This is a genomic window from Alkalibacillus almallahensis (genome assembly GCF_011761495.1).
Lineage (GTDB): Bacteria > Bacillota > Bacilli > Bacillales > Alkalibacillaceae > Alkalibacillus > Alkalibacillus almallahensis.
Genome location: NZ_JAASRU010000002.1, coordinates 251,441 through 275,611 on the forward strand (window position 1 = coordinate 251,441; position 24,171 = coordinate 275,611).

Annotated in this window: 27 protein-coding genes; 23 read left to right on the top strand and 4 right to left on the bottom strand. The window is 37.1% G+C overall.

The window, feature by feature from the left end:
• Nucleotides 1-9 precede the first annotated feature (9 nt).
• From yhbY to FHR85_RS03315, 5 genes are read left to right on the top strand one after another with little or no spacing between them, the layout of a single operon-like run.
• On the top strand, nt 10-300 hold the full coding sequence (gene yhbY, locus FHR85_RS03295) for a ribosome assembly RNA-binding protein YhbY (RefSeq protein ID WP_167261045.1): 291 nt from the start codon (nt 10-12) through the stop codon (nt 298-300).
• 13 nt (nt 301-313) lie between these two features.
• Nucleotides 314-874, top strand: a complete 561-nt coding sequence (locus FHR85_RS03300) for a nicotinate-nucleotide adenylyltransferase (RefSeq protein ID WP_167261046.1) — start codon at nt 314-316, stop codon at nt 872-874.
• Nucleotides 864-1,448, top strand: a complete 585-nt coding sequence (yqeK, locus tag FHR85_RS03305; protein WP_167261048.1) for a bis(5'-nucleosyl)-tetraphosphatase (symmetrical) YqeK — start codon at nt 864-866, stop codon at nt 1,446-1,448. Before FHR85_RS03300 ends, yqeK begins: the two co-directional genes overlap by 11 nt.
• Before the next feature lies 1 nt (nt 1,449).
• Nucleotides 1,450-1,797, top strand: coding sequence for a ribosome silencing factor (gene rsfS, locus FHR85_RS03310; protein WP_167261050.1), 348 nt, complete (start codon nt 1,450-1,452; stop codon nt 1,795-1,797).
• A gap of 18 nt (nt 1,798-1,815) precedes the next feature.
• The gene (locus FHR85_RS03315; RefSeq protein WP_167261052.1) at nt 1,816-2,550 is read left to right on the top strand and encodes a class I SAM-dependent DNA methyltransferase; all 735 of its coding nucleotides are present in this window, start codon (nt 1,816-1,818) and stop codon (nt 2,548-2,550) included.
• 67 nt (nt 2,551-2,617) lie between these two features.
• Here the strand turns inward: FHR85_RS03315 and comER are convergent, their stop codons facing one another.
• A complete protein-coding gene (gene comER / locus FHR85_RS03320) occupies nt 2,618-3,445 on the bottom strand; it encodes a late competence protein ComER (RefSeq protein WP_167261054.1) in 828 nt (275 codons plus the stop codon).
• 55 nt (nt 3,446-3,500) lie between these two features.
• On the opposite strand from comER, the gene FHR85_RS03325 reads away from it, so the two are divergent.
• The 3 genes from FHR85_RS03325 (at nt 3,501) to FHR85_RS03335 (ending at nt 6,972) form a co-directional block, all read left to right on the top strand.
• Nucleotides 3,501-4,094, top strand: coding sequence for a helix-hairpin-helix domain-containing protein (locus FHR85_RS03325; RefSeq protein ID WP_167261056.1), 594 nt, complete (start codon nt 3,501-3,503; stop codon nt 4,092-4,094).
• 75 nt (nt 4,095-4,169) lie between these two features.
• On the top strand, nt 4,170-4,739 hold the full coding sequence (locus tag FHR85_RS03330) for a ComE operon protein 2 (protein WP_167261058.1): 570 nt from the start codon (nt 4,170-4,172) through the stop codon (nt 4,737-4,739).
• 4 nt (nt 4,740-4,743) lie between these two features.
• Nucleotides 4,744-6,972, top strand: coding sequence for a DNA internalization-related competence protein ComEC/Rec2 (locus FHR85_RS03335; protein ID WP_167261060.1), 2,229 nt, complete (start codon nt 4,744-4,746; stop codon nt 6,970-6,972).
• A 189-nt stretch (nt 6,973-7,161) separates the two neighbouring features.
• Here the strand turns inward: FHR85_RS03335 and FHR85_RS03340 are convergent, their stop codons facing one another.
• Nucleotides 7,162-7,296 (bottom strand): YqzM family protein, encoded by a 135-nt coding sequence (locus FHR85_RS03340; RefSeq protein ID WP_167261062.1) that lies wholly within the window; start codon nt 7,294-7,296, stop codon nt 7,162-7,164.
• A 311-nt stretch (nt 7,297-7,607) separates the two neighbouring features.
• On the opposite strand from FHR85_RS03340, the gene holA reads away from it, so the two are divergent.
• A complete protein-coding gene (holA, locus tag FHR85_RS03345; protein WP_167261064.1) occupies nt 7,608-8,633 on the top strand; it encodes a DNA polymerase III subunit delta in 1,026 nt (341 codons plus the stop codon).
• 36 nt (nt 8,634-8,669) lie between these two features.
• Here the strand turns inward: holA and rpsT are convergent, their stop codons facing one another.
• On the bottom strand, nt 8,670-8,936 hold the full coding sequence (gene rpsT / locus FHR85_RS03350) for a 30S ribosomal protein S20 (protein ID WP_167261066.1): 267 nt from the start codon (nt 8,934-8,936) through the stop codon (nt 8,670-8,672).
• A gap of 179 nt (nt 8,937-9,115) precedes the next feature.
• On the opposite strand from rpsT, the gene gpr reads away from it, so the two are divergent.
• The 12 genes from gpr (at nt 9,116) to deoC (ending at nt 22,233) form a co-directional block, all read left to right on the top strand.
• Entirely contained in the window at nt 9,116-10,210 is a 1,095-nt protein-coding gene (gene gpr / locus FHR85_RS03355) for a GPR endopeptidase (protein WP_167261069.1), read from the top strand.
• Nucleotides 10,211-10,275: 65 nt separating this feature from the next.
• Complete coding sequence (gene spoIIP, locus FHR85_RS03360; protein ID WP_167261071.1) at nt 10,276-11,400, top strand: stage II sporulation protein P; 1,125 nt, start codon at nt 10,276-10,278, stop codon at nt 11,398-11,400.
• 1 nt (nt 11,401) lies between these two features.
• Entirely contained in the window at nt 11,402-11,674 is a 273-nt protein-coding gene (locus FHR85_RS03365) for a hypothetical protein (protein WP_167261073.1), read from the top strand.
• 84 nt (nt 11,675-11,758) lie between these two features.
• The gene (lepA, locus tag FHR85_RS03370; RefSeq protein WP_167261075.1) at nt 11,759-13,573 is read left to right on the top strand and encodes a translation elongation factor 4; all 1,815 of its coding nucleotides are present in this window, start codon (nt 11,759-11,761) and stop codon (nt 13,571-13,573) included.
• A 78-nt stretch (nt 13,574-13,651) separates the two neighbouring features.
• Complete coding sequence (hemW, locus tag FHR85_RS03375) at nt 13,652-14,830, top strand: radical SAM family heme chaperone HemW (protein ID WP_167261077.1); 1,179 nt, start codon at nt 13,652-13,654, stop codon at nt 14,828-14,830.
• A 63-nt stretch (nt 14,831-14,893) separates the two neighbouring features.
• Nucleotides 14,894-15,922 carry a heat-inducible transcriptional repressor HrcA gene (gene hrcA, locus FHR85_RS03380; RefSeq protein WP_167261079.1) on the top strand — a complete coding sequence of 343 codons (1,029 nt, stop codon included), beginning with the start codon at nt 14,894-14,896 and terminating at the stop codon, nt 15,920-15,922.
• A 151-nt stretch (nt 15,923-16,073) separates the two neighbouring features.
• Nucleotides 16,074-16,634 carry a nucleotide exchange factor GrpE gene (grpE, locus tag FHR85_RS03385; protein WP_167261081.1) on the top strand — a complete coding sequence of 187 codons (561 nt, stop codon included), beginning with the start codon at nt 16,074-16,076 and terminating at the stop codon, nt 16,632-16,634.
• 36 nt (nt 16,635-16,670) lie between these two features.
• Nucleotides 16,671-18,488: a molecular chaperone DnaK gene (dnaK, locus tag FHR85_RS03390; RefSeq protein WP_167261083.1), complete on the top strand. Its 1,818-nt coding sequence runs from the start codon at nt 16,671-16,673 to the stop codon at nt 18,486-18,488.
• A gap of 156 nt (nt 18,489-18,644) precedes the next feature.
• Entirely contained in the window at nt 18,645-19,760 is a 1,116-nt protein-coding gene (gene dnaJ / locus FHR85_RS03395; protein ID WP_167261085.1) for a molecular chaperone DnaJ, read from the top strand.
• A gap of 24 nt (nt 19,761-19,784) precedes the next feature.
• The gene (gene prmA / locus FHR85_RS03400) at nt 19,785-20,729 is read left to right on the top strand and encodes a 50S ribosomal protein L11 methyltransferase (protein WP_167261087.1); all 945 of its coding nucleotides are present in this window, start codon (nt 19,785-19,787) and stop codon (nt 20,727-20,729) included.
• Nucleotides 20,730-20,738: 9 nt separating this feature from the next.
• Entirely contained in the window at nt 20,739-21,512 is a 774-nt protein-coding gene (locus tag FHR85_RS03405) for a 16S rRNA (uracil(1498)-N(3))-methyltransferase (protein WP_167261089.1), read from the top strand.
• 49 nt (nt 21,513-21,561) lie between these two features.
• Nucleotides 21,562-22,233 (top strand): deoxyribose-phosphate aldolase, encoded by a 672-nt coding sequence (gene deoC / locus FHR85_RS03410; protein WP_167261091.1) that lies wholly within the window; start codon nt 21,562-21,564, stop codon nt 22,231-22,233.
• A gap of 29 nt (nt 22,234-22,262) precedes the next feature.
• Here deoC and FHR85_RS03415 read toward each other — a convergent pair whose 3' ends face one another.
• A complete protein-coding gene (locus tag FHR85_RS03415; RefSeq protein ID WP_167261093.1) occupies nt 22,263-23,198 on the bottom strand; it encodes a Na/Pi symporter in 936 nt (311 codons plus the stop codon).
• Nucleotides 23,199-23,340: 142 nt separating this feature from the next.
• Here FHR85_RS03415 and rpsU point away from each other — a divergent pair, with 142 nt between their 5' ends.
• Together rpsU and FHR85_RS03425 are read left to right on the top strand one after the other, a co-directional pair.
• On the top strand, nt 23,341-23,520 hold the full coding sequence (rpsU, locus tag FHR85_RS03420; protein ID WP_167261095.1) for a 30S ribosomal protein S21: 180 nt from the start codon (nt 23,341-23,343) through the stop codon (nt 23,518-23,520).
• 18 nt (nt 23,521-23,538) lie between these two features.
• Nucleotides 23,539-23,985 (top strand): GatB/YqeY domain-containing protein, encoded by a 447-nt coding sequence (locus FHR85_RS03425; protein WP_167261097.1) that lies wholly within the window; start codon nt 23,539-23,541, stop codon nt 23,983-23,985.
• Nucleotides 23,986-24,171 lie beyond the last annotated feature (186 nt).

The window sequence follows — 24,171 nt, forward strand, 5'->3', positions numbered from 1 at the left end:
GACACCACTGTGTTAACTGGAAAACAAAAACGATTTTTGCGTAAACATGCTCACCATTTAACGCCTGTTTTTCAAATTGGTAAAAATGGTTTGAACGAAAATATGATTGATCAAATCGATGAAACGTTGGAAAAACGAGAACTCATTAAAGTTTCTGTTTTACAAAATAATTTCGAAAGTAAAGAGGATTTAGCTGAACAAATAGCTAATGGTACAGATGCTTATATCGTTCAAATCATCGGAAATGTCATTATTTTATATCGTGAATCACGTGAATATAAACAAATTGATCTCCCATAAAGGTGTGACGAGGATGCGTCGTATAGGAATTTTTGGTGGTACATTTGATCCACCTCATCAAGGTCATTTGGAAATATGTCAATCGGTGTTAGAACAATTAATGCTTGATGAAATATGGTTAATGCCGACGTATCAACCCCCTCATAAAGAGCCTGCTAATGTCACATTTGAACATCGGGTCAATATGCTTCACGCATTAATTGAAGACGAAACTAATTTTTTTGTGACTGAAATTGAGAGTCAAAGAGAAGGTCGCTCCTATACATTAGAGACTGTTAAAGAATTGAAAGAACGATATCCTAATACACAATTCTATTTCATTATTGGCGGTGACATGGTTGATTACTTACCCAATTGGTACGGAATTGATGAATTAAAGACATTGATTCAGTTTATCGGTGTTTCAAGACATGGTTCTAACTTTGATGACTCATCAGTATTACGTATTGAAATGGAAGAAGTCAATGTATCGTCAAGCGATATTAGAAACCAACTACACGCGCATAATAAACCTGATGGACTAACTCAGTCTGTGTTTGATTATATAAAGGAGTATCGACTTTATGAATATTGAACAAGCTTTAGCAGAGACACAAAAGACATTATCGGTTAAGCGATATGAACATGTAGAACGCGTAACTGAGACAGCTTTAGACTTGGCGGATTATTATGGTGCTGACCGTTATCAAGTTGGATTGGCAGCTGCTTTGCATGATTATGCCAAGCATATGGACGTTTCTTTGCTAAAACATTGGATTGTCACGTCAACCAATTTACCGAAAGATTTACTTCAATATCATCATGAGTTATGGCATGGTCCAGTTGGTGCTGAAATGGCTCGTTATTGGTTTCAAATCAATGATCAAGAAGTCTTAAACGCCATTAAATCGCACACAACAGGACATATGCATATGAGTCTGATCGAAAAAATTATTTTTATAGCTGATTATATTGAGCCAGGAAGAAACTTTGAAGCTGTGCATGAGGCTAGACGATTAGCTAAGATCGATTTAAATCAAGCTTGTCACTATGCATTAAAGCAAACGATATTTTTCTTAATGAGCCAAGGACAACCGGTTTATCCTGATACGTTTCAAGCATATAATGGATTAACGAAAGTTATTAACCAAAATGGAGGTTACAATTAATATGGAAAGTAAAGAGTTATTAAATATTGCGGCTCAAGCATGTGATGATAAACGTGCTGAAAATTTAGTCGCACTAGATATGAGAGAAGTTTCCCTTATGGCTGATTATTTCCTAATCTGTCACGGTTCAAATGAACGCCAAGTAGATGCCATTAGTAAGGGGATAAAAGATGCTGTTGAAGAACAGGGTGTTGAAGTCAAAAAAATAGAAGGTAAAGATGATGCACGCTGGGTTTTAGTCGATTTAGACGATGTGGTTGTTCATGTTTTCCATGCTGAAGAGCGTCAATATTATAACTTAGAAAAGCTATGGGGCGACGCCGATGAAGTGTCGTTATCTGTTTCATAAGCTATGATTTATGAGAACATGGCCTATGTTTATGATGAATTGATGGATGATGTGCCTTATAATCAGTGGGTTCAATTTACACAAAGTCTACTGGGAGAATCGTCAAGTCACTCTTCAATGAAGTTATTAGACCTTGGTTGTGGTACAGGGACATTAACCCTTTCATTAGCTCATTTATTTGATGAAATGGTAGGCGTTGATCAATCTAAGACGATGATTGATGTTGCTAAAGAAAAGACGCAATACACTGATCAAAAAGTGTCATGGATTGAAAGCGATATTCGTGAACTGCGGTTAGAACAGTCTTATGATATCATTACGAGTTATTGTGATGTCGTTAATTATTTAACAGATTATACTAGCTTAGAGCAAATGTTTGATACTGTCTATCAACATCTTAATCCTGATGGCTTGTTTATTTTTGATAGTCACAGTTTGTCTTATATTGAAGGGCTGATTAATGCTGAAATGTTTACTGAAATACGTGAAGATTTAAGTTATGTTTGGCTTTGTGAGGCAGGAGAGCAACCAGGAGAAATCATTCATGACTTAACTTTTTTTGTTGAAGAATCAGACGGATTATACCGCCGATTTGATGAAACGCATACGCAACGTGTATTCCCAGTGAATGAGGTTAGACAATTACTTGAATCTAAAGGATTATCAATAAAAACAATCACAGGCGATTGGGGAGAGACAAATATTGAAGATGCTGATCGGATCTTTTATGTTTGTCAAAAAACTTCATGTTAAAAGCAACCGATGAGCGAACTTATCGGTTGCTTTTTTTGTTAAATGAAGTAAAATAATAGTAATCACTTTAAATTAATTGATTAATCCATTCATCAACATGGCCTTTTTCTCGATTAAATTTAGTGTGTGTTTTAATAAACACTTCATTAAAGCCTGCAGGTACACTCTGCTCTAAGCCTTTCATGCCAACTCCGGTGATTCCACCTTTAACCATCACTTTTTCTTTCAAAGATGTTAAATCAAAATGGTCTTGTTTGAGTAATTCTCCGTATCCAATCATCATGGACTCCACTAATTCCGTGGCTAATTCCTTACCAATATCAGCTTCACTTGTAGCAGCTTCTATTAATTCTTCAAGAAGATAACTGACAAATGCAGGTCCACACGATACTAAATCTGATGCAATTCTTACTTGTGACTCACTAATTTCCACTGGTGTTGAGAACAATTTACATGTTTGCCATAGAATATATTTCATTTCGTCACTTATGGAATCATTAAATGTTAACAATGTCTTTCCACGAAGCGCACTATTGGTAATACTCGGTATTAACCTTGCCGTTTGACAGCTTAGAATATGATTCAGGTGGTCTAAAGAAATGGAACTTGTGATGGAAACAACTAGTTGGTCCTCTGATAATTTTTGATCGAGTCGATTAGCAACTGAAATAATATCTTTCGGTTTAGTGCAAATAAATATAATGTCACATGAAGCAGCCATGGCATCAACAGTTTGTAAAATATGAACATCAGGGTAAGTTTCTTTTAGGCGATAAGCTTTGAGTAGTGTTCGGTTGTGAATGTAAATGTTTCTTTGGTCGACTGCACGACTATCGACTAAAGCGTTTAATAATACTGTTCCCATATTACCTGTTCCGATTATTCCCCAATTCATAATCATCCTCCTCTAAACCAACTTAACTCTATGTATATGAAAGAAGGTTCAAAACATGTTAGTTCCAAAAAAATGGATTGTTGCAACTGTGATGATTTTAATCATTATTGGTATTAGCATTTATCAGTCAAGTTCCTCAGAAAATGATGGACAACCCGTTATAGTCGAAGAAAGTTCATCTGAAATTGAAAGTGCTGAAAAAGTTAGTGAAGTAAGTGATACCCTTCTAGTTGTCGATATTAAGGGAGCAGTACATGACGCGGGTGTATATGAAATGTCAGAAGGTGACAGAGTGGTTGATGCCATCGAGAATGCTGGAGGACTAACATCTGATGCAGATGAACACCAAATTAATTTAGCTGAATTGGTTTATGATGAAATGATTATTATGATACCTGAAGTAAGTGATGGTCAACATTCTCCTGATTTATCTATAGATCACAATCAACAAGACGGGAAAATCAGAATTAATCAAGCTACAGCAGAAGAATTGACATCGTTATCAGGAATAGGTGAGAAGAAAGCACAAACAATTATTGATTACAGAGAAGAAAACGGAGCATTTAAATCTTTAGATGAATTATTAAATATAAGCGGAATAGGGGAGAAGACATTAGAACAGATCGAAGAAGACCTCATTGTTCCATAATCATGCTCTTTACGGAGTTAGAACGGTTCTATACAATGAAGATAAGGTATTTGCAGTCTTAAGGAGGCAACAATGATGGAACGTATTTCTTGGGATCAATATTATATGTCACAAAGCCATTTGCTTTCGTTACGTAGTACGTGTGAACGCTTAGCTGTTGGTGCTACGATTGTACGTGATAAACGAGTTATTGCTGGAGGGTATAACGGTAGCCCTTCAGGTAGTGTCCATTGTATCGATGAAGGGTGTAAACTCATTGATGGACATTGTGTGAGAACGATTCACGCAGAAGTTAATGCGATTTTACAATGTGCTAAGTTTGGTGTAGCAACAGAAGGAGCAGAAATATATGTCACGCATTTTCCGTGTTTAAATTGTTGTAAAACCATTATTCAGAGTGGTATCCAAAAAATATATTACGCTCATGATTACAAAAATCACCCTTATGCAATTGAATTGTTACAAGAAGCGGGTGTCGAGTTTGAGAAGGTTGAATTAGATTATTTACATATCGATACCAACACAAAAGATAAATTATATTTCATGACGTCACTTATTGAAAAGTTAGAAGAACGAGGTGCGAGTGAAGAGGAGCTAAAAGATTTACGAATGAAAGCGAATCAATTGTTTACGTATTCCGAATAAGTCCATGCGTGGAAAACTTTATATTGTTGCACTTTTTTATGTAGCAGGTTATTTATCAACAGGCCTCGGTATTCTTGTAGTCAGTATCTTAATTTATTTGTTTTTAGAACAATTGACTAAGAACCGAGGTTTGCTAATAACTTCTCTCGTTTTATTTACTCTATCTCTTCACATGACACCCACTCCTCAATCATTAACTTCAATTCAGGAAATAAAGAATTATCAGAGTACTGTTACAATCAAATCGGACCAAAATAGTCATGCTCAATCTTATTCTTATATTGGAGAATTAGAAGACGGGCAGCGAGTACAGTTGTTCTTTGACCAAGAAGCGGATTCAAGTCATGTTGTTCATGGAGCTACTTGTGATTTAGCAGCCGAACTATCCCCACCTGATCCTGCCACTAATCCAGGTCAGTTTGACTATCATTCATTTTTACAAAATCAAGGAATCATAGCCATTAGTTATAACCCCGCGCTCACCAACTGCGAAGGAAATAGTATATTTTCCCATTTATATCAATACCGAGCGATTTTGATGGATGGGATAAATGAAACCTTTCAAACTGATACAATCGCTTGGTTAAATGCCTTAATATTTGGTGACAGACAAGGATTAGATGAAGAAGTTTTAGGCGCTTATCAATTTTGGAACATTACTCATTTATTAGCTATTTCAGGCCTTCATGTCGGTTTGACCTTAGGGTTGATTTATTATGTATTATTGTATGGATTAAAATTATCCAAAGAACGTATTAACCTCATATTACTAGTCTTTATCCCACTTTATATTGTCATCGCAGGAGCGAATCCTCCAGTCATTCGAGCTGGATTAATGGCTGCGCTTTTTATACTCTTGTCCTTTTTTAAAAAACGATTAGATACAACGGATGTTCTTTCGTTTATATTTTTAATTGTATTGTGGATTGATCCTTATTTAATTTATCAGCTAGGTTTTCAATTTTCATTTGTTGTGACGTTTTCACTTGTGTTATCTAAGTCGTTATTAGCTCAATCTAATCATTGGTTGACTCAATCCTTGATTATCAGCTTGGTAAGCCAGCTCGCCATTTTACCAATCCAGTTAACCCATTTTCATTTCACGAATGTATTATCCATTTTAATCAACTTAATCATGGTTCCTATTTATTCTGTATTAATTATTCCATTAAGTTTATTATTGCTGATTAGTGTCTGGTTACCTCAATCCATTTCGTTTTTATTAGAACGTGTATTTTTAGGTATGCAAGAAATAATTCAGTCCATTTTTTCCATTATGGGACAACCTCATTTTGCAGCTTGGGTGACTGGTGAACCACCTATGATTGCAATCGTGTTATTCTACATAACTTGGTTAGTTATGATGCGTTTGTGGGAATTAAAAGAACTCGGAAAAGCAGCCTTAGCCAGTTGTGTGATGATTAGTATTTTGTTAATTGCACAATATAGTGTGTACTTTGATAAAAATCTTTATTTAACGATGTTAGATGTCGGTCAGGCTGAAGCAGTGGTGTTGGAGTTACCTCATCGTAAAGGTGTACTTTTGTTTGATGCAGGTGAAGAGGTGTCTTTCTCTGAAGTTCAGTCGCATGATAATTATGAGAATATTATTAAGCCGTTTTTATGGTCGCGGGGGATTAAGCATCTTGATGGACTATGGATTAGTCATGCTGATTATGATCATATTGGATCTGCATCACAAGTCATTCATGATTTTCACCCTGAATTGTTATTTCGATATCCTCTGGAACACTCAGAATTAGACTCCTTGATTGTACCGACATTAACAGTAGAAAAAGGAGACGTAATCGAGTGGAAAGACGCAACATTTACTGTTTTGGCCCCTAATGTTGAAAAAGTATCAGATGATGAAAACGAACGTTCTGTTGTAGTTTTAGTTGAATATGATGATTTTTCAATACTCATGACTGGAGACATCACTAATTCGGTGGAAGAAGAGCTAATCAATGCAGAAAAATTAGGGGAAGTTGATATCTTAAAAGTAGCACATCACGGGAGTGATACCTCTACATCTGAACTGTTTTTACAGCACGTAAAACCAACTGCAGCTCTTATTTCAGTAGGCCACAACAATCCATATAATCATCCAAGCCCAGAAGTTTATGACCGTTTAGTTAAGCATGGTATTGCTGTTTATCGTACAGATGAAAATGGCGCCATTACAATAAAATTCATCAATGGACAACACACGGCAGACCCATTTATCCCATAAATTAAAATATAGGCTCTATTAAAGCTTAGTGTCGATTTTTAAATTGTGTAGCAGAGAGTTGTTGAATTGTAAGTAGCGAAGTTGTCGTCTCCTGTGGAAAGCGTCCACTGACAGCGGATCACAGGACTTTAACAAAGCCAAAATAAAAAGAGGCTCTAATGGCCCCTTTTTAATCAAATCATATAACACTTAGTTAGCAAAAATTGTGAAAATGGTACCGATCGCAAAGATCACAAAGAAGAAAATGAACGAAAAGCCAAATCCTTTAATTGAATCAACCACGTCGTTATTTTTGGATTGCACATCGTGTTCGAAATCGTTCATGACCATCCCTCCTAGTCCAATAATAGTATAAGCGATTCATTCAAAAAAATCTATAGGTTTTGTTGAATGTCAAAAATTTGTGACTGTTGTTAATCCTTGATTGTTAAGAACTAACAACGATAATTCGATTATAATTACACACACTAATTATAACAACAAATAACACTAAAAACAAAGAACCCCGGGTATTTGTTTTTAGTGTTTATATAGATGCTGGGAGGAGACTTTTCTGGGTCTCCTCTCTTTACATGATTTACTCTTGTGAAAAAGCGATGTTCAGTATAGGATAGCTATAGAGAGGAGAACGAGTCATGCATGCACAACAATTTGTTGAACAGAAGAAAATCACAGTAGCCCCTATTTATTTACTCTATGGCGATGAGCCTTTTTTTATACAACAATCGACAGAAAAAATTATCAATCAGATTCGTGAAAAAGATCCTGAAGTCGACCAACAGAATTATGATATGGAAACAGTTTCGGTTCAGGAAGCGATTCATGATGCTGAAACATTTCCTTTCTTTAGTGATCATAAAATAGTTAGTTTAAATCGAGCAAGCTTCTTAACAGGACAAGCTAAAAGTGAAATAGAACATGATCTTGATGTGTTAACTGAGTATGTTAAACAACCAACAGAGTTTACAACACTCATCATTATAGCTCCATACGAGAAACTGGATCAACGCCGTAAAATTGTAAAAACTTTAAAAGAACATTGTGAACTGATTGATTGTTCACCACCTGATTTACGTCAAATGAATGATGTGATTAAACAGATGGCAGATTCATTCGAATTAAGTTTGTCTGAGCCAGTCATTGACTTATTGGTGGAACGAGTAGGAGATCATTTAGAAGCTTTACAATCAGAATTACATAAACTGTCTCTTTACTTTGGTACAAGCGATGTCAATTATAATGAGGCCGAACCATTAGTGAGCACTTACGCTGAAACGAGTACGTTTTCTTTGATCGATGCCTTAGTAGACAATCGATTAGGGGAGGCTTTAAATATTTTGAAAGCTTTGCGTAAGCAAAATGAGGAACCAATCGCATTATTAGCTCTTGTTACATCTCAAATCAGATTGATCTTACAATGCAAACTTTTAAAACGAAGGGGTTATCAACAACAACAAATAGCTAAGCAGATGCGTGTACACCCTTATGCGGTAAAAATGGCGTTAAAACGTGAGCGATCTTTTAGTGAAACGGCACTTAAATCAGCGTTAAGTGATGGTGCGGAAACTGATGAAAAATTAAAGACTGGTCAAATGGACAAGTGGTTATCAATTGAAATGTATTTACAATCGATCATGCGTCACTTATCACAGACGAGATAAAAAAACGTTCGCTAATATTAGCGAACGTTTTTTGCATTAATTAATAAGTTTGTTTACTTTTTGTGTTAATCTGCTCTTCTTACGGTCACCATTGTTTTTATGAATAATACCGCGCTGAACAGCTTTATCAATTTTGCTTGTAGCAGTTGTAAGCAAACGTTTTGCTTCATCAACATCTTTATTACGAACTGCTTTTTCAACACGCTTTGCAGCTGAACGCATATCAGAACGAGGTTCTTGATTACGCTCGCGCTTATCAGCATTAATGCGAATTCGTTTTTCACCTTGTGGGTTATTAGCCATTTCCTTCACCTCCTGATGAGTATATCCGTACCAATTCATTCGTATCTTGGACAAAGGTCATTTTATCAAAGCAAGCATTAGTTTTCAATAGATAATAGTTAAGAAGCATACTCCATCGTTTAAAATTTACGTTATTTGGAGATGATAATGGGTAGTTTATTAATTGATGGAGGTATTGTATGACTAAGATTAATGCTAATCGCCGAACGGACCTAGCTTTAGAGGCGAGAGATATGTTTGTTGAACAAAATCCGGACCGGAAAGAAGAATTAGACGGCATTACGATTAAGACGTTTGAAGAAGATAATATTAAATTAACGCGAGTAAAAATTGACTCAAAAGGTGCTGAACGAGTAGGCAAAGCACCTGGACATTATACAACCATTGAATCTCAGTTGATGCGCCGACTAGATGATGAGTTCGAGAAGCAATTAGGGACTCTATTAGCTGGTGAATTAGAAAGATTGTTGGAGTTCCATGATATTCACCCAGATGCGATGGGGCTTATTGTCGGTTTGGGAAATGATTATGTAACACCTGATGCATTAGGACCTCAAGTGACGAAGAAAGTCTATGTGACCAACCATTTATTTAAATTACAACCAGAACGTGTAGAAAAAGGCTTTCGACCTTTGACTGCTTTTACGCCAAGTGTAATGGGACTTACTGGAGTGGAAACAACGGACCTTATTTTTGGTGTGGTCGAAAAAGTGAAACCTGATTTTATTATTGCGATTGATGCTTTAGCAGCAAGGTCAATCGATCGAGTGAATACGACAATACAATTGTCTGATACAGGCGTTCACCCAGGCTCAGGAGTTGGTAATGATCGTAAGGAAGTAAGTGAATCAACGTTAAATGTACCTGTTTTTTCAATTGGCATACCGACAGTGGTCGATGCTGTTACTATCACGAGTGATACGATTGACTATCTATTAAAACATTTCGGACGCGAGGTTGATGAACAAGACAAAGCCAGTAAAGCTTTAACGCCGAGTGGGATGACTTTTGGGGAAAGAAAAGAACTTACAAATGAAGATTTACCTGAAGAAGAAGAGAGAAAACGTTACTTAGGCTTAGTCGGACAGTTGGGCGAAGATGAAAAAAGACAATTAATAGAAGAAGTATTGAGCCCGATTGGACACAATTTAATAGTCACACCCAAAGAGGTAGATGACGTTATTGTTCATATGGCTAAATTAGTCGCATCAGGCATTAATCAAGGTCTTCATCAACGAATAGAACAAAATAATACGAAAGATTTTCTCGGTTAGAGGTTCTACCTTTTCAACTTAACACATACGGTTTAATAGAGTGTTAATAGAAAGGTTGAAAAGGTATGAACAGACCATTGTATATTCTAAGATCTATCGTTAAAGCCGTTAAACATAATCCAATGTTAATCTTTGTTGTACTATTTATATGTTTATGGCTAGTGATTCCATTGTTTTCAAAAGGGTCACCAGAATCATCAACCAATTTAATGCACGAATGGATTCAAGAGATTGACGGATCCACATTAACGACGTTGATGTCCTTTGATCAACCAGTATTAGCGGACTTACAATCTGATCACGATCAAACACTATCTTTTTCAAATATCATAATACCCCTCATAACTAATTCACCGTATCAAGACTTAAGGTTGTTATTTGGACATGAGTTGCCTAATTTCCCTGGAAACCAAGGACGTATTGCGATAGCTGGGAGTGGGACAAACCAATTCACGACATCAGTTGAATCAGCACCACCTGATTATATATTTGAACAAGAAGAAGAGATTGATGAATCTGAACAAAGAAGTACAGATGTTTATGAAGATGAAACGGTTTATATTTATAACACTCATAACCGTGAAGCGTTTTTACCATATTTAGACGAAGATGCCACGAGCAATGAAGCATTCAATCACGTCGATAATGTTGTGGATTTGAGTGTATCTTTAAAAGAAAGGTTACAAGAACGAGGGATAGACTCTTATGTAGAGAAAACAGACTTTTATAAAATATTACAGCAAAAAGGGCTTGAATACCATGAATCATACGATGTGGCGCGTGAAGTTGTGGCAGATTACCACGAAGAAGAACCAACAGAGTATTTCATAGACATCCACCGTGATGCTCAACCTCACCGAATCACCACAACAACAATCAATGACAAACCAGCCGCTAAGCTTATGTTTGTTGTTGGGGGAGAACACGAGGATTATAAAGCGAATTTAGAGTTTGCGGCAGAATTACATGAAATGCTAGAGAAACGTTACCCATCCTTGAGTCGTGGCGTTCAAATTAGTGAAGGTGAAGGGACAAATGGTGTATTTAATCAAGATTTATCTGAACAGAAGTTGTTGCTAGAAGTAGGTGGCGTCGATAATGACTTTGAAGAGATGAATTATAGCTTAGATCTGTTTGCTGATGTGCTAGCGGATTATATTGCTGAAGATAATCAATCAGAGGGTGAATAGAATGCGGTTAATTGGTTTATTATTTGTATTATTACTCATCTTTCAATTCGGATTTCAGATGGGTGATCAAGATAACTCAGACGTTGTCCAAAACGAACAGCAAATAAGTGAGCAAGACTCATCTTTTCAGGAACAACATCAACAACTAACTCAGGATGAAGCGGAAGATGAAGAAGGTTTGTTTTATTTAGCTTCAAGAGCTGAGCATTATATTAAAGAACTATTTACTCTATTATTTCACTTTGTTTATCGTTTAGCTGTGAGCTTCGGATAAAGGGAATAACAGATTTGAATTGAATATCACGCTTGGTATTGCTATAATCGAGCTAGCGAATGGACGTATACAGGAGTGGTAATTTTGACTAATGATAGACAACAACGCATTCGAAACTTTTCGATTATAGCTCACATCGATCATGGTAAATCGACATTAGCTGATCGAATTCTAGAGAAAACAAAGGCTTTAACTGATCGTGAAATGAAGGAACAATTTCTTGATGGGATGGATTTAGAACGTGAACGTGGCATTACCATCAAATTAAATTCAGTTCAGTTAGAATATGGAGCCAATGATGGTGAAAACTATATATTTCATTTAATTGATACACCAGGGCACGTCGACTTTACATATGAAGTGTCACGAAGTTTAGCAGCTTGTGAAGGAGCAATCCTAGTCGTTGATGCTGCACAAGGAATTGAAGCTCAAACATTAGCCAATGTTTATTTAGCGTTGGATAATGATTTAGAAATCATTCCCGTTATTAATAAGGTCGATCTCCCAAGTGCGGATGTCGATCGAGTTAAACAAGAAATTGAAGATGTGATTGGCATTGACAGTGATGAAGCAATATTGGCATCTGCTAAAGATGGTAAAGGGATCGAAGAAATTATGGAACGGATTGTGACGGATGTACCAGCACCATCTGGTGGTCTCGAAGATCCAACACGAGGATTAATTTTCGATTCATTATATGACCCTTACCGTGGTGTTATTGCGTATACATGTGTTAAAGAAGGTTCAATTAAAATTGGCGATAAGATCCAAATGATGCAGACAGGAAAAGAGTTCGAAGTGAATGATATGGGTGTTTTCACCCCTAATGCTGTGCGTAAAAAAGAATTATCAGTAGGTGACGTTGGCTTTTTAACTGCATCGATCAAAAATGTTAAAGACACGCGTGTGGGTGATACAATCACACTCGCCAATCGACCGGCTGAAGAACCATTACCAGGTTATCGACGTTTGAATCCTATGGTATTCTGCGGTCTTTTCCCAGTTAGTGCTGATGATTATAATGACTTAAGAGAAGCTTTAGAACGCCTTGAACTAAATGATTCATCATTACAATATGAACCAGAATCATCTCAAGCTTTAGGGTTCGGTTTCCGTTGTGGATTCTTAGGATTATTACACATGGAAATTATTCAAGAACGAATTGAACGTGAATTTAATATTCAATTAATTACAACCGCACCAAGCGTTATTTATGAGGTTGAATTAACAGGCGGTGAAACTACTGAAATTGAGAATCCAGCTCACATGCCTGATTCACAACAAATTAATGAAGTAAGAGAACCGTTTGTGACAGCTTCAATTATGGTGCCGAATGAATATGTTGGTCCAGTAATGGAAATTTGTCAGAAGAAGCGTGGCGAATATTCCGATATGAGATATATGGACGAAAACCGCGTAAACATTGTCTATGATATTCCATTATCTGAGATTGTTTATGATTTCTTTGACCGATTGAAATCACAGACAAAAGGGTATGCTTCATTTGATTATGAGCTTAAAGGCTATAAGCCATCTAATCTCGTGAAAATGGATATATTATTGAACGGCGAGACGATCGATGCTTTATCTTTTATTGTTCACCGCGACTTTGCTTATCACCGAGGTAAACAAATCGCAGAAAAATTAAAAGACTTAATTCCAAGACAACAGTTTGAAGTGCCGGTGCAAGCGGCTATTGGTAATAGTGTCATCGCAAGGTCTACCATTAAGGCAATGCGTAAAAACGTGCTATCAAAATGTTATGGCGGTGACGTTACCCGAAAACGTAAGTTGTTAGAAAAGCAAAAAGAAGGTAAACAGCGCATGAAAATGGTTGGTAAAGTGGAAATTCCACAAGAAGCCTTCATGTCTGTATTAGAAATGAATGATGATGATTAGAAAGATGATTGAAGGCCAGCCTTTAGGACTGGCCTTTTCATTGTTTTGGTATAATATGATTAAGAAAGAAGGATAACTATGGAAGCTAGAGCAGTCTATATCCATATACCATTTTGCCATGAAATATGTCATTACTGTGATTTTGCTAAGATGTATTATGATGAGGAAACAGCTGAACAATACTTATCTTCACTTCATAAAGAAATTGGAATGTATGTAGAAAATGGTCCCTTAGAAGTCGATACTATTTATATAGGTGGCGGAACACCAACAAGTCTAACGCCTCCGCAATTAGAACGCTTATTCGAAACAATTTCGTATTATTTTAATACAGATCTCGTAAAAGAATGGACAATTGAAGCTAATCCTGGGGAATTTGAAGAAGAACATGTTCAATTAATGGCTAGGTATGGTGTTAATCGTGTCTCACTAGGCGTGCAAGTTTTGGATGATGAATATTTGCAAGAACTCAATCGCATTCATTCAGTAGATGATGTTAGTCGTTCAGTTGATCTGCTTAAGCAATACGGTTTAACGAATATCAGTATGGATTTCATATATGCACTTCCTAATCAATCGATTGACCATTTCCGACGAACTTTAGAACAAGCTTTATCCTATGATTTACCGCATTATTCTTCCTATGCTTTGCAGATTGAACCGAAAACCGTTTTTTATATGCGTTATCAAAAAGGGCAATTAACCAAGCCTCCTGAAGAGGATGAAGCGGCTATGTTTCATACATTAGTTGACCTTATGGAAGAGCATGGTTTAAATCATTATGAGATTAGTAACTTTTCGAAACCAGGTTATGAAAGCCAGCATAATTTGACGTACTGGGCAAATGTTCCTTATTATGCATTTGGAGCAGGGGCACACGGTTATTTGAATGACGAGCGTTATGTGAATTTACGGCCAGTTAATCATTATAATGATTATATTCAACAAGATACGAAGCCAGTTGTGCACCGTGAACCAACGTCGCTTAAAGAACAGATTGAAGAGGAAATGTTTTTAGGTCTCCGCCGTCAATCAGGAGTCTCTGATGATGAATTTCAAAAACGCTATGGCTTTTCATTTTTTGATTTATATAAAGAAGAGATTGATCGTTTGAAGCAAAAAGGATGGTTAATCCATAAAAACGATCGAATAGCTTTGACCCGAGACGGCATGTTGTTCGGCAATGATGCCTTTGCATCGTTTTTAATTGACGACTCGACATGGAATAAAAAGTTTTCAATTGACAGCCCTAAATGATTTTGATAACTTATACTTAGCATTAGCACTCGGAACCACCAAGTGCTAACAGGAGTGATGCAGATGCTAACAGATCGACAAGCACTCATTTTGCAAGTGATCATCGATGAGTTCATCGAAACAGCTCAACCGATCGGGTCACGTAATATTGCTAAAAAAGATCATATTTCATACAGTCCAGCTACCATTCGTAATGACATGGCTGACTTAGAAGATGCGGGTTATTTAGTTAAAACCCACAGTTCATCTGGTCGAGTTCCATCCGAAAAAGGATATCGATTTTATGTCGATCATATGTTATCACCATTCAGTTTATCGACTGAAGAGATGCAGGTGATTAAGTCTCAATTTAATGATCGCATGATTGAAATGGAAAAGGTCATGCAAAATTCTGCGCACATCTTATCTGAATTAACTCAATATACGACGCTTGTGTTGGGTCCAGAAGTGTATGAAACCAAATTGAAACAACTACAGATTGTTCCAATTAATAAACAATCTGCCATTGCTATTTTGGTGACGGATACTGGACATGTTGAACACCGTTCATTTGCTGTCCCGCATACAATTGATCATAGTGATCTAGAAAAAGTCGTCAATATTTTAAACCAAAAACTTGTTGGCGTCCCGATTATTTATCTCGACCGTATGATTGAAAGTGAAGTTTTAGACTTACTTAATCAATATACGTCCAATTATCAAAAGTCCTATGATCTGATTCATAATGCTTTATTTGGTCATCAAACAACAAGTTTATATGTGAGTGGAAAATCGAATATTTTAATGCAACCAGAATTTAATGACATTGAGAAAGCGCGTTCGTTATTTAATGTGCTAGAAAATGAAGAAAAGATGGCACCTATGCTTAAAGCTGACGAAGAAGGAATTCATATTTCTATTGGACATGAGAATGCCATGGAAGCTATGAACCATTCTACTTTAATTACAGCAACTTATACGGTCGGCAATGAGCAGTTCGGAACCATTGCATTATTAGGTCCAACACGGATGGAATACGCTAAAGCCGTTTCACTACTTGATGTGTGGTCAAGGCATATGAGTCAGTCATTGCACAAGTGGTTTAAAGATTAAGATAGCGGGTAAAATGGTCTGTGGCTAAGATATCCAACATGATTCTTGGTGATAAAATATTACCAAGTTTCTTCATGTGAGTCTTTTGTTACAAGAACAAAAGTGATATATTAAACAATTGGTGAAAATGATCAAGTAGGAGGTGACTGTAATGAGCGAAGAAACAAATCGACAGTCTACAGTCGAAGAAGAAGAATTTGAACAAACTGAAACACCTAATGAAGGTGAAGACAACAATCAAGAAGAAACAGCGACTGAAGAGTTATCTGAGGTTGAGCAGTTAAAAGAAGAAAACGCTGCTGTACAAGACCGTTTAGCACGTCTACAAGCTGATTTTGATAACTTCCGTCGTCGCTCGCAAAAAGAGCGTGAAGCGGATTTGAAATATAAGGCTCAAGACATTGTGAATGACCTCATTCCAGTTGTAGATAACTTTGAACGAGCATTACAAGTAGATGTTCAAGATGAAGCAACCGAATCTTATGCAGAAGGTATGCGAATGGTTTATAACCAGTTAAAACAAGCATTAATTGACCATGGTGTTGAAGAGATTGAAGCTGAAGGAGCTGAATTCGATCCTCAAAAACACCAAGCTGTTATGCAAGTTAGTGAAGAAGGTTATGAATCCAATCAAATCATTGAAGTGATGCAAAAAGGTTATCTACTAAAAGACCGCGTTATTCGACCAGCTATGGTTAAAGTTAACGAATAAATAATATTTATAGAACGCAAAAGGAGGAACATTACGATGAGTAAGATCATTGGTATTGACTTAGGAACAACGAATTCATGTGTAGCAGTAATGGAAGGTGGCGAATCAAAAGTTATCCCAAACCCTGAGGGTAACCGCACAACGCCTTCTGTTGTAGCGTTTAAAAATGGCGAACGCCAAGTAGGTGAAGTAGCTAAGCGCCAAGCAATCACAAATGAAAACACTATTCAGTCCATCAAACGTCATATGGGCACAGAATATAAAGTAGAAATTGAAGGTAAAGAGTACACGCCTCAAGAAATTTCAGCGATTATTTTACAGCATATTAAACAATATGCAGAAGATTATTTAGGTGAAGAAGTATCTAAAGCAGTTATTACAGTACCTGCTTATTTCAACGATGCTGAACGCCAAGCTACTAAAGATGCTGGAACAATTGCTGGTTTAGAAGTTGAACGTATTATTAATGAGCCAACAGCAGCAGCACTAGCTTATGGTATTGATCAAGATCAAGATCAAACAGTTCTAGTATACGACTTAGGTGGCGGTACATTTGACGTATCCATCCTAGATATTGGCGAAGGCACATTCGAAGTTGTTGCAACAGCAGGTGACAACAAACTTGGCGGTGACGATTTCGACCAAGTCCTAATCGATCACATGGTTGCAGAGTTCAAGAAAGAAAATGGCATTGACTTATCACAAGATAAAATGGCTCTTCAGCGCCTGAAAGAAGCTGCTGAAAAAGCGAAGAAAGACTTATCAGGTGTGGCTCAAACACAAATTTCACTACCATTCATCTCAGCAGGTGAAGCAGGCCCGTTACACCTAGAAATGAATGTAACGCGTGCGAAATTTGAAGAGCTTGCATCAGAACTTGTTGAACGTACAATGGGACCTACACGTCGTGCGCTTAAAGACGCTGACATGTCACCATCGAATATTGATCAAGCAATCCTTGTTGGTGGTTCAACACGTATCCCAGCTGTACAAGATGCGATTCAAAAAGAAATTGGCAAAGATCCATCTAAAGGCGTTAACCCAGACGAAGTTGTAGCACTTGGTGCTGCTATTCAAGGTGGTGTGCTACAAGGTGATGTGAAAGACGTAGTACTACTAGACGTTACACCACTATCATTAGGTATTGAAACAATGGGTGGCGTTATGACGAAGCTAATTGAACGTAATACGACGATTCCTACAAGTGAATCACAAGTATTCTCAACAGCTGCTGACAATCAACAATCAGTTGATATTCACGTCCTACAAGGTGAGCGTGATATGGCTGCAGACAACAAGACACTAGGTCGTTTCCAATTAACAGATATTCCACCAGCACCACGTGGCGTACCCCAAATCGAAGTTAAATTCGACATCGACGCAAACGGAATCGTGAGTGTCAGTGCGAAAGACTTAGGTACAAATAAAGAACAATCCATTACCATTCAATCGTCATCAGGTCTTTCTGAAGAAGAAGTTGAGCAAATGGTGAAAGACGCAGAAGAAAACGCAGAAGAAGATAAGAAGCGTCGTGAGGAAGTCGAACTTCGTAACGAAGCTGATCAACTAATCTTCACAACAGATAAAACAATCAATGATCTTGGCGAAAATGTCACTGAAGAAGAAAAACAAAAAGCTGAAACAGCTAAAGAAGAACTTCAAACGGCATTAGAAGGTGAAGACTTTGAAGCGATTAAAGAGAAGAAAGAAACGCTTGAACAAGAAGTTCAAAACTTATCAGTGAAAATGTATGAACAAGCACAACAGCAAGCGCAGCAAGAAGGCGAAGGTCAAGAAGATGACAACGTTGTGGATGCTGATTATGAAGAAGTAAATGACGACGAAAAAAAATAACGCGTCATTTTAACCTAAAAAGTCAAAGCCAAGCGTAGCTATTCTTGGCTTTGACTTTATTTATGAATGATATGGAACAAAAGCCGAATTGCAGAAACAAAGATAATAATGTTAAGATAAACTTTATGCGAGAAGATACGGGAGTGTGATCTTCAATTGAGTAAACGAGACTATTATGACGTGTTGGGTGTATCCCAAGACGCTTCAAAAGATGAAATTAAAAAAGCATATCGCAAACTAGCTAGACAATATCACCCAGACGTCAGTGAAGAAGAAAATGCTGATGAGAAGTTTAAGGAAGCTAAAGAAGCCTATGAAACCTTAAGTGATGAACAAAAACGTCAACAATATGATCGTTTTGGCCATGCTGGTGCCCAACAAGGCCAAGGTGGTTTCGGTGCTGAAGGCTTCGGTGACTTTAGTGATATATTTGATATGTTCTTCGGTGGTGGCGGACGCCGTGATCCAAATGCGCCTCGCCAAGGTCAAGACTTACAATATACGATGGAAATCGATTTTGAAGAAGCGATTTTCGGAAAAGAAACGACGATCCAAATTCCGAAAGACGAAGACTGCGAAACATGTGATGGCTCAGGTGCTAAGCCTGGTTCAAATGTTTCGACTTGTTCCCATTGTGGCGGTTCAGGTCAAATGAACGTCGAACAAAATACTCCATTTGGACGTGTTGTAAACCGTCGCGTTTGTCAACATTGTTCAGGTACTGGTCAATTTGTTGAAGAGAAATGTTCAACATGTGGTGGCGACGGCAAAGTTCGTAAGCACCAAAAAATCGATATTAATATTCCTGGCGGGATTGAAGACGGTCAACAAATCCGTGTGACTTCTCAAGGTCGTGCTGGTGTTAATGGTGGACCTCCAGGAGACTTATTTGTTTTAGTTCGAGTCAAACGTCATGAATTCTTTGAACGTGATGGAGATGATATTTTATGTGAAATTCCAATCACGTTTACACAAGCTACACTTGGTGATGAACTTGAAGTCCCAACTGTTCATGGTCGTGTGAAATTAAAAGTACCTGCAGGCACACAAACTGGAACGCATTTCCGTTTGAAAGGCAAAGGCGCTCCAAATGTTCATGGTTACGGTCAAGGTGACCAACACATCTTAGTTAAAGTGATGGTACCGAAAAACTTAAGCGACCGACAAAAAGAACTACTACGCGAATTCCATGAATTAAGCGGTGAAGATTCATTAGATGAGCAGCATGATAATTTATTTACTCGTTTCAAACGTGCATTTAAAGGTGACTAATGAAATTAAAGTGAGCTGATATGAGTGAAATGGTCTGAAATTAAAATTCATACGACAAATGAGGCGATTGAACCTGTTTCAAACATTCTACATGAATCAGGTGCAAGTGGTGTCGTTATTGAAGATCGTAATGACTTAAATAAAGATTGGTCGACGATGTACGGTACGATTTATGAGTTGGATCCTGACAACTATCCAGAAGAAGGGGTATATATTAAAGCGTACCTACCAGTCAATAGTTTCTTGGGTGAAACTGTAGATGAGATTAAACAAGCTGTTAGTAACCTCGTAACCTTTGATATAGATATTGGTCATAACCATGTAACTATTTCTGAAATTAATGAAGAAGAATGGGCTACAGCTTGGAAAAAGTACTATAAGCCTGTAAAAATTTCAGATCGTATTACAATAACGCCGACTTGGGAAGAATATGAACCTGTTAGCAGTGATGAAATTATCATCGAACTCGATCCTGGTATGGCATTCGGAACAGGGACTCACCCGACAACTGTTCTTAGCTTGCAAGCTTTAGAACGTTATATTCAAACAGGCGATCATGTGGTTGATGTAGGTTCTGGCTCAGGCGTTTTATCAATTGGTGCTATTCTTTTAGGTGCCAGTAACGTTCAAGCATATGATCTTGATGAAGTCGCCGTAAAAAGCACGACGATTAACGTTAAGTTAAATCAAGTTCAAGATCGCGTGACATCTTTGCAAAACGATTTATTAAAAGGCATCGAAACTCAGGCTGATGTCATTGTTTCGAATATATTAGCTGAAATAATTGTTCAAACCACTGAGGAAGCTTACCAATTGCTTAAACCAGGTGGCTATTTCATCACTTCAGGTATTATTAACGCCAAAAAAGACCTTGTTAGATCAGATCTTGAAGACAAAGGGTTTGAAGTGATTGAAGTTAATAAGATGGAAGAATGGATTTCAATGATTGCGAAGAAACCTGAATCATGAGGGATGACGATGCAAAGATACTTTATTTCAAATGATCAATGGGATTATAATAAGGGTCAAGTAACGATTAGTGGTGAGGATTACCATCACATTAACAAGGTCATGCGTATGACATCAGGTGATATCGTTATTGGTTGTAATGAGAACGAAGAAAGTTTTGAATTAGAATTGATTCAGTTTGATGACGCAACGCAATCAGTGGTTGCGACAATCAAACAAACATTAAGTGAACAAGTAGAGTTACCAGCACATATTACATTGGCTCAAGGTTTACCCAAAGGCGATAAGCTGGAAACCATTGTTCAAAAAGGTACGGAATTAGGAATGCGTTCGTTCATCCCATTACAAATGGATCGATCTATAGTTAAATGGGATCGTAAGAAACAGGATAAAAAAGTAAATCGTTTGCAAAAAATAGCAAAAGAAGCGAGTGAACAATCCCATCGCCTCATGATTCCGACCATTCAACCATTACAATCATTATCTCAGGTGTTGGATTCTGGTGAGTTTGATTTATTGATTGTGGCAAGTGAATACGAAGCAAAAGGTGATGATGAACCTGAGTGGACATTGTCAGATATTATGAATCAAATCGGTTCAGACCAGCGAGTCCTATTAATTATAGGTCCAGAAGGTGGTATTTCACCTCATGAATTAACCCTTTGTGAACAAGCTGGTGTTTTGCCGGCTAGATTAGGCCGTCGTATATTAAGAACGGAAACAGCTTCACTTTATGCATTATCTGTATTATCCTATTGTTTAGAGGAAAGTCATAAGGATTGATATTCCAAATCAGCGTTATAAATTGTATATTTAATAAGGAGAGATCACAATGAGTCAATCATTAGCAAGTAAAATTGATCACACACAACTTAAACCAGATACACAAACAGAGAAAATTAACGAGATTTGCCAAGAAGCAAAAGACAATGCATTTGCATCTGTTTGTGTAACACCGACATGGGTAGTACATTGCTATGAACTGTTAAAAGATACTGATGTTAAGGTTTGTACTGTTATTGGTTTTCCGTTAGGTGCAACTACACCTGAAACAAAAGTATTTGAAACGAACCAAGCAATTGAAAACGGAGCAACGGAAGTCGATATGGTGATTAATATTGGCTCATTAAAAGATGGTCAATATGAAGAGGTAGAGCGTGATATTCAAGCTGTTGTAGATGAAGCAAAAGATCGCGCACTAGTTAAAGTCATTATTGAAACATCTTTATTAACTCAAGATGAGAAAGTGAAAGCATGTGAACTAGCAAAACGTGCTGGAGCTGATTATGTGAAAACGTCAACTGGTTTTTCAGGCGGAGGAGCGACTGTTGAAGATATCAAACTTATGCGTTCAACAGTTGGGCCTGAAATGGGAGTGAAAGCATCAGGTGGCGTGAAAAGCCTTGAAGATGCTAATGCCATGATTAATTCTGGCGCTACACGAATTGGCGCATCATCTGGAGTTGAAATTGTTAAAGGTGAACAATCTAACGCTGATTATTAATAAAAAACCGCTGGTAACCCAGCGGTTTTTTAAGTTGGTCTATAGAATAATTTCATAAATGAAGCAAATGGTTTTAAGAAAATCAGGATGACTAAACCAATGATTATATTGTAAAATAATGCGATGAAAACGATTTGTTGTTCGATCGATGTAATCATATTCGTAATAGCATCAATCATATAGGTCTCAAACAAAACCGGAAAAGCGAGAACCAATAATAATCCAACTGAATTTATGCCAATATGACTATAAGCCACTAATTTAGCTAAATGGTTTTGTCCAATTGAAAAAAACAACACTGTAATACAAGTTCCTAGGTTAGCTCCAACAATCAAGTATAAAATATGATGTAATAAAATCGGCCCTTCTTCTATAAAGCCAATTAATAGTGCTGTGAAAGTCGTTGAAGATTGTAATATAGCTGTTATAGCAAAACCTGAAAACAAAAGTTGAAATGGTGACGTATCTGGTGACTCTAGCCAAGAATCAATCTGAGACATAGATAAGGCATGAGTTAAGTTTCCAAAACCATTTAATGTGGCAAAAATAACACCGATACCTAGTAAAACAGAACCGATACTAAACCAACTATAATGTTTAAAAGGAAGAAGCACAAAGATAAAGCCAACAATTAGACATCCAATCATTATGACATCATTGTTCCATACAAAAAGTTGCGTAGTTAACGTGGTGCTAATATTCGCACCGATCAAATAACACAAAATAAACGGAATTGACCTTTTCATTGAACCGATAAAGGTCATTAGCATGGCAATGGATACTGAACTACTTTGAAAAAGTAATGTCATAACAAAACCAAACAGAAAACCATTTCTTTTGGAAAGTTTTGATTCTAATTGGCCAATGTACTGTTCTGTTAAGGTTTGAAAACCTATTTTCATCAACGTTAAGCCAAAAATTAATAAACCAATTAAGACAAAGATGAGCAACAACAGTGAATACATACGAACACCTCAATTCATCATATGTCAATTTGGACAAGTGATGTCTAAAACATTGACCAATGCGAAAATATTTAATATAATGACTTAAGATGTGCTAAGGCACATATTGATTTATGCGTTTTATTTGGAGGGAGGGTAGAGCATGTCAAATCAAACGAACGTTAGAAAGAATGAGTCTATTGAAGATGCTCTTCGACGCTTTAGAAAATCGGTTTCTAAGAATGGCACGCTTTCAGAATATCGTAAGCGCGAATTCTACGAAAAACCGAGCGAACGTCGTAAGAAGCAAAAAGCAGAAGCTGCTAAAAAGAATAAAAAGTAAGAAGAGGGTGTAACTCTAATGGCTTTGCTTGATCGTTTAAACGAAGACATGAAACAAGCTATGCGTAACAAAGAGAAAGATAAGCTTACAGTCATTCGTGGCATTAAATCTTCATTACAAAATGAAGCAATTAATAAAAAGGGTGGAGAGCTCACAGATGAAGAGGAGCTCCAAGTTCTAATGCGGGAAGTAAAGCAAAGAAAAGACTCCCTCCAAGAGTTCAAGGATGCTAATCGTGAAGATTTAGTCGAAAAAACGGAGCAGGAATTAGCTCTTGTTGAATCATATTTACCACAACAATTATCTGATGATGAATTGGTGGAGGTTATCGATGAAACCATTCAAGAAGTCGGAGCAACGTCTAAACAAGATATGGGCACAGTCATGAGTGCTGTCATGCCTAAAGTTAAAGGTAAAACTGACGGTTCAAAAGTCAATAAACTTGTTATAGAACGATTGCAGTAGGTAAAAGAAAGATAGGTGCTTTGCATGTCAATGAGATCATCATGAAAGATTTTAGAAATGATGCATTGATTTGCTTAGCACTTATTTTTTAGGCTCTAAAATATTTGTTGGGGTAGATACACAATTTAGCGTGAAGGTTTGATGGTGGCCGTTGGCATCATGTGATCCGCTTACGGTGGATGCTTG

What these genes read in the sequence shown, in the direction of transcription:
- gpr (WP_167261069.1), top strand. Translation starts at nt 9,116, where the DNA reads ATGACTAAGATTAATGCTAATCGCCGAACGGACCTAGCTTTAGAGGCG.
- FHR85_RS03365 (WP_167261073.1), top strand. Translation starts at nt 11,402, where the DNA reads ATGCGGTTAATTGGTTTATTATTTGTATTATTACTCATCTTTCAATTC.
- grpE (WP_167261081.1), top strand. Translation starts at nt 16,074, where the DNA reads ATGAGCGAAGAAACAAATCGACAGTCTACAGTCGAAGAAGAAGAATTT.
- FHR85_RS03335 (WP_167261060.1), top strand. Translation starts at nt 4,744, where the DNA reads ATGCGTGGAAAACTTTATATTGTTGCACTTTTTTATGTAGCAGGTTAT.
- hrcA (WP_167261079.1), top strand. Translation starts at nt 14,894, where the DNA reads ATGCTAACAGATCGACAAGCACTCATTTTGCAAGTGATCATCGATGAG.
- FHR85_RS03300 (WP_167261046.1), top strand. Translation starts at nt 314, where the DNA reads ATGCGTCGTATAGGAATTTTTGGTGGTACATTTGATCCACCTCATCAA.
- dnaK (WP_167261083.1), top strand. Translation starts at nt 16,671, where the DNA reads ATGAGTAAGATCATTGGTATTGACTTAGGAACAACGAATTCATGTGTA.
- rpsU (WP_167261095.1), top strand. Translation starts at nt 23,341, where the DNA reads ATGTCAAATCAAACGAACGTTAGAAAGAATGAGTCTATTGAAGATGCT.
- deoC (WP_167261091.1), top strand. Translation starts at nt 21,562, where the DNA reads ATGAGTCAATCATTAGCAAGTAAAATTGATCACACACAACTTAAACCA.
- FHR85_RS03330 (WP_167261058.1), top strand. Translation starts at nt 4,170, where the DNA reads ATGGAACGTATTTCTTGGGATCAATATTATATGTCACAAAGCCATTTG.
- comER (WP_167261054.1), bottom strand. Translation starts at nt 3,445, where the DNA reads ATGAATTGGGGAATAATCGGAACAGGTAATATGGGAACAGTATTATTA.
- spoIIP (WP_167261071.1), top strand. Translation starts at nt 10,276, where the DNA reads ATGAACAGACCATTGTATATTCTAAGATCTATCGTTAAAGCCGTTAAA.
- rsfS (WP_167261050.1), top strand. Translation starts at nt 1,450, where the DNA reads ATGGAAAGTAAAGAGTTATTAAATATTGCGGCTCAAGCATGTGATGAT.
- yqeK (WP_167261048.1), top strand. Translation starts at nt 864, where the DNA reads ATGAATATTGAACAAGCTTTAGCAGAGACACAAAAGACATTATCGGTT.
- hemW (WP_167261077.1), top strand. Translation starts at nt 13,652, where the DNA reads ATGGAAGCTAGAGCAGTCTATATCCATATACCATTTTGCCATGAAATA.
- FHR85_RS03315 (WP_167261052.1), top strand. Translation starts at nt 1,816, where the DNA reads ATGGCCTATGTTTATGATGAATTGATGGATGATGTGCCTTATAATCAG.
- FHR85_RS03425 (WP_167261097.1), top strand. Translation starts at nt 23,539, where the DNA reads ATGGCTTTGCTTGATCGTTTAAACGAAGACATGAAACAAGCTATGCGT.
- rpsT (WP_167261066.1), bottom strand. Translation starts at nt 8,936, where the DNA reads ATGGCTAATAACCCACAAGGTGAAAAACGAATTCGCATTAATGCTGAT.
- FHR85_RS03415 (WP_167261093.1), bottom strand. Translation starts at nt 23,198, where the DNA reads ATGTATTCACTGTTGTTGCTCATCTTTGTCTTAATTGGTTTATTAATT.
- FHR85_RS03405 (WP_167261089.1), top strand. Translation starts at nt 20,739, where the DNA reads ATGCAAAGATACTTTATTTCAAATGATCAATGGGATTATAATAAGGGT.
- FHR85_RS03340 (WP_167261062.1), bottom strand. Translation starts at nt 7,296, where the DNA reads ATGAACGATTTCGAACACGATGTGCAATCCAAAAATAACGACGTGGTT.
- holA (WP_167261064.1), top strand. Translation starts at nt 7,608, where the DNA reads ATGCATGCACAACAATTTGTTGAACAGAAGAAAATCACAGTAGCCCCT.
- FHR85_RS03325 (WP_167261056.1), top strand. Translation starts at nt 3,501, where the DNA reads ATGTTAGTTCCAAAAAAATGGATTGTTGCAACTGTGATGATTTTAATC.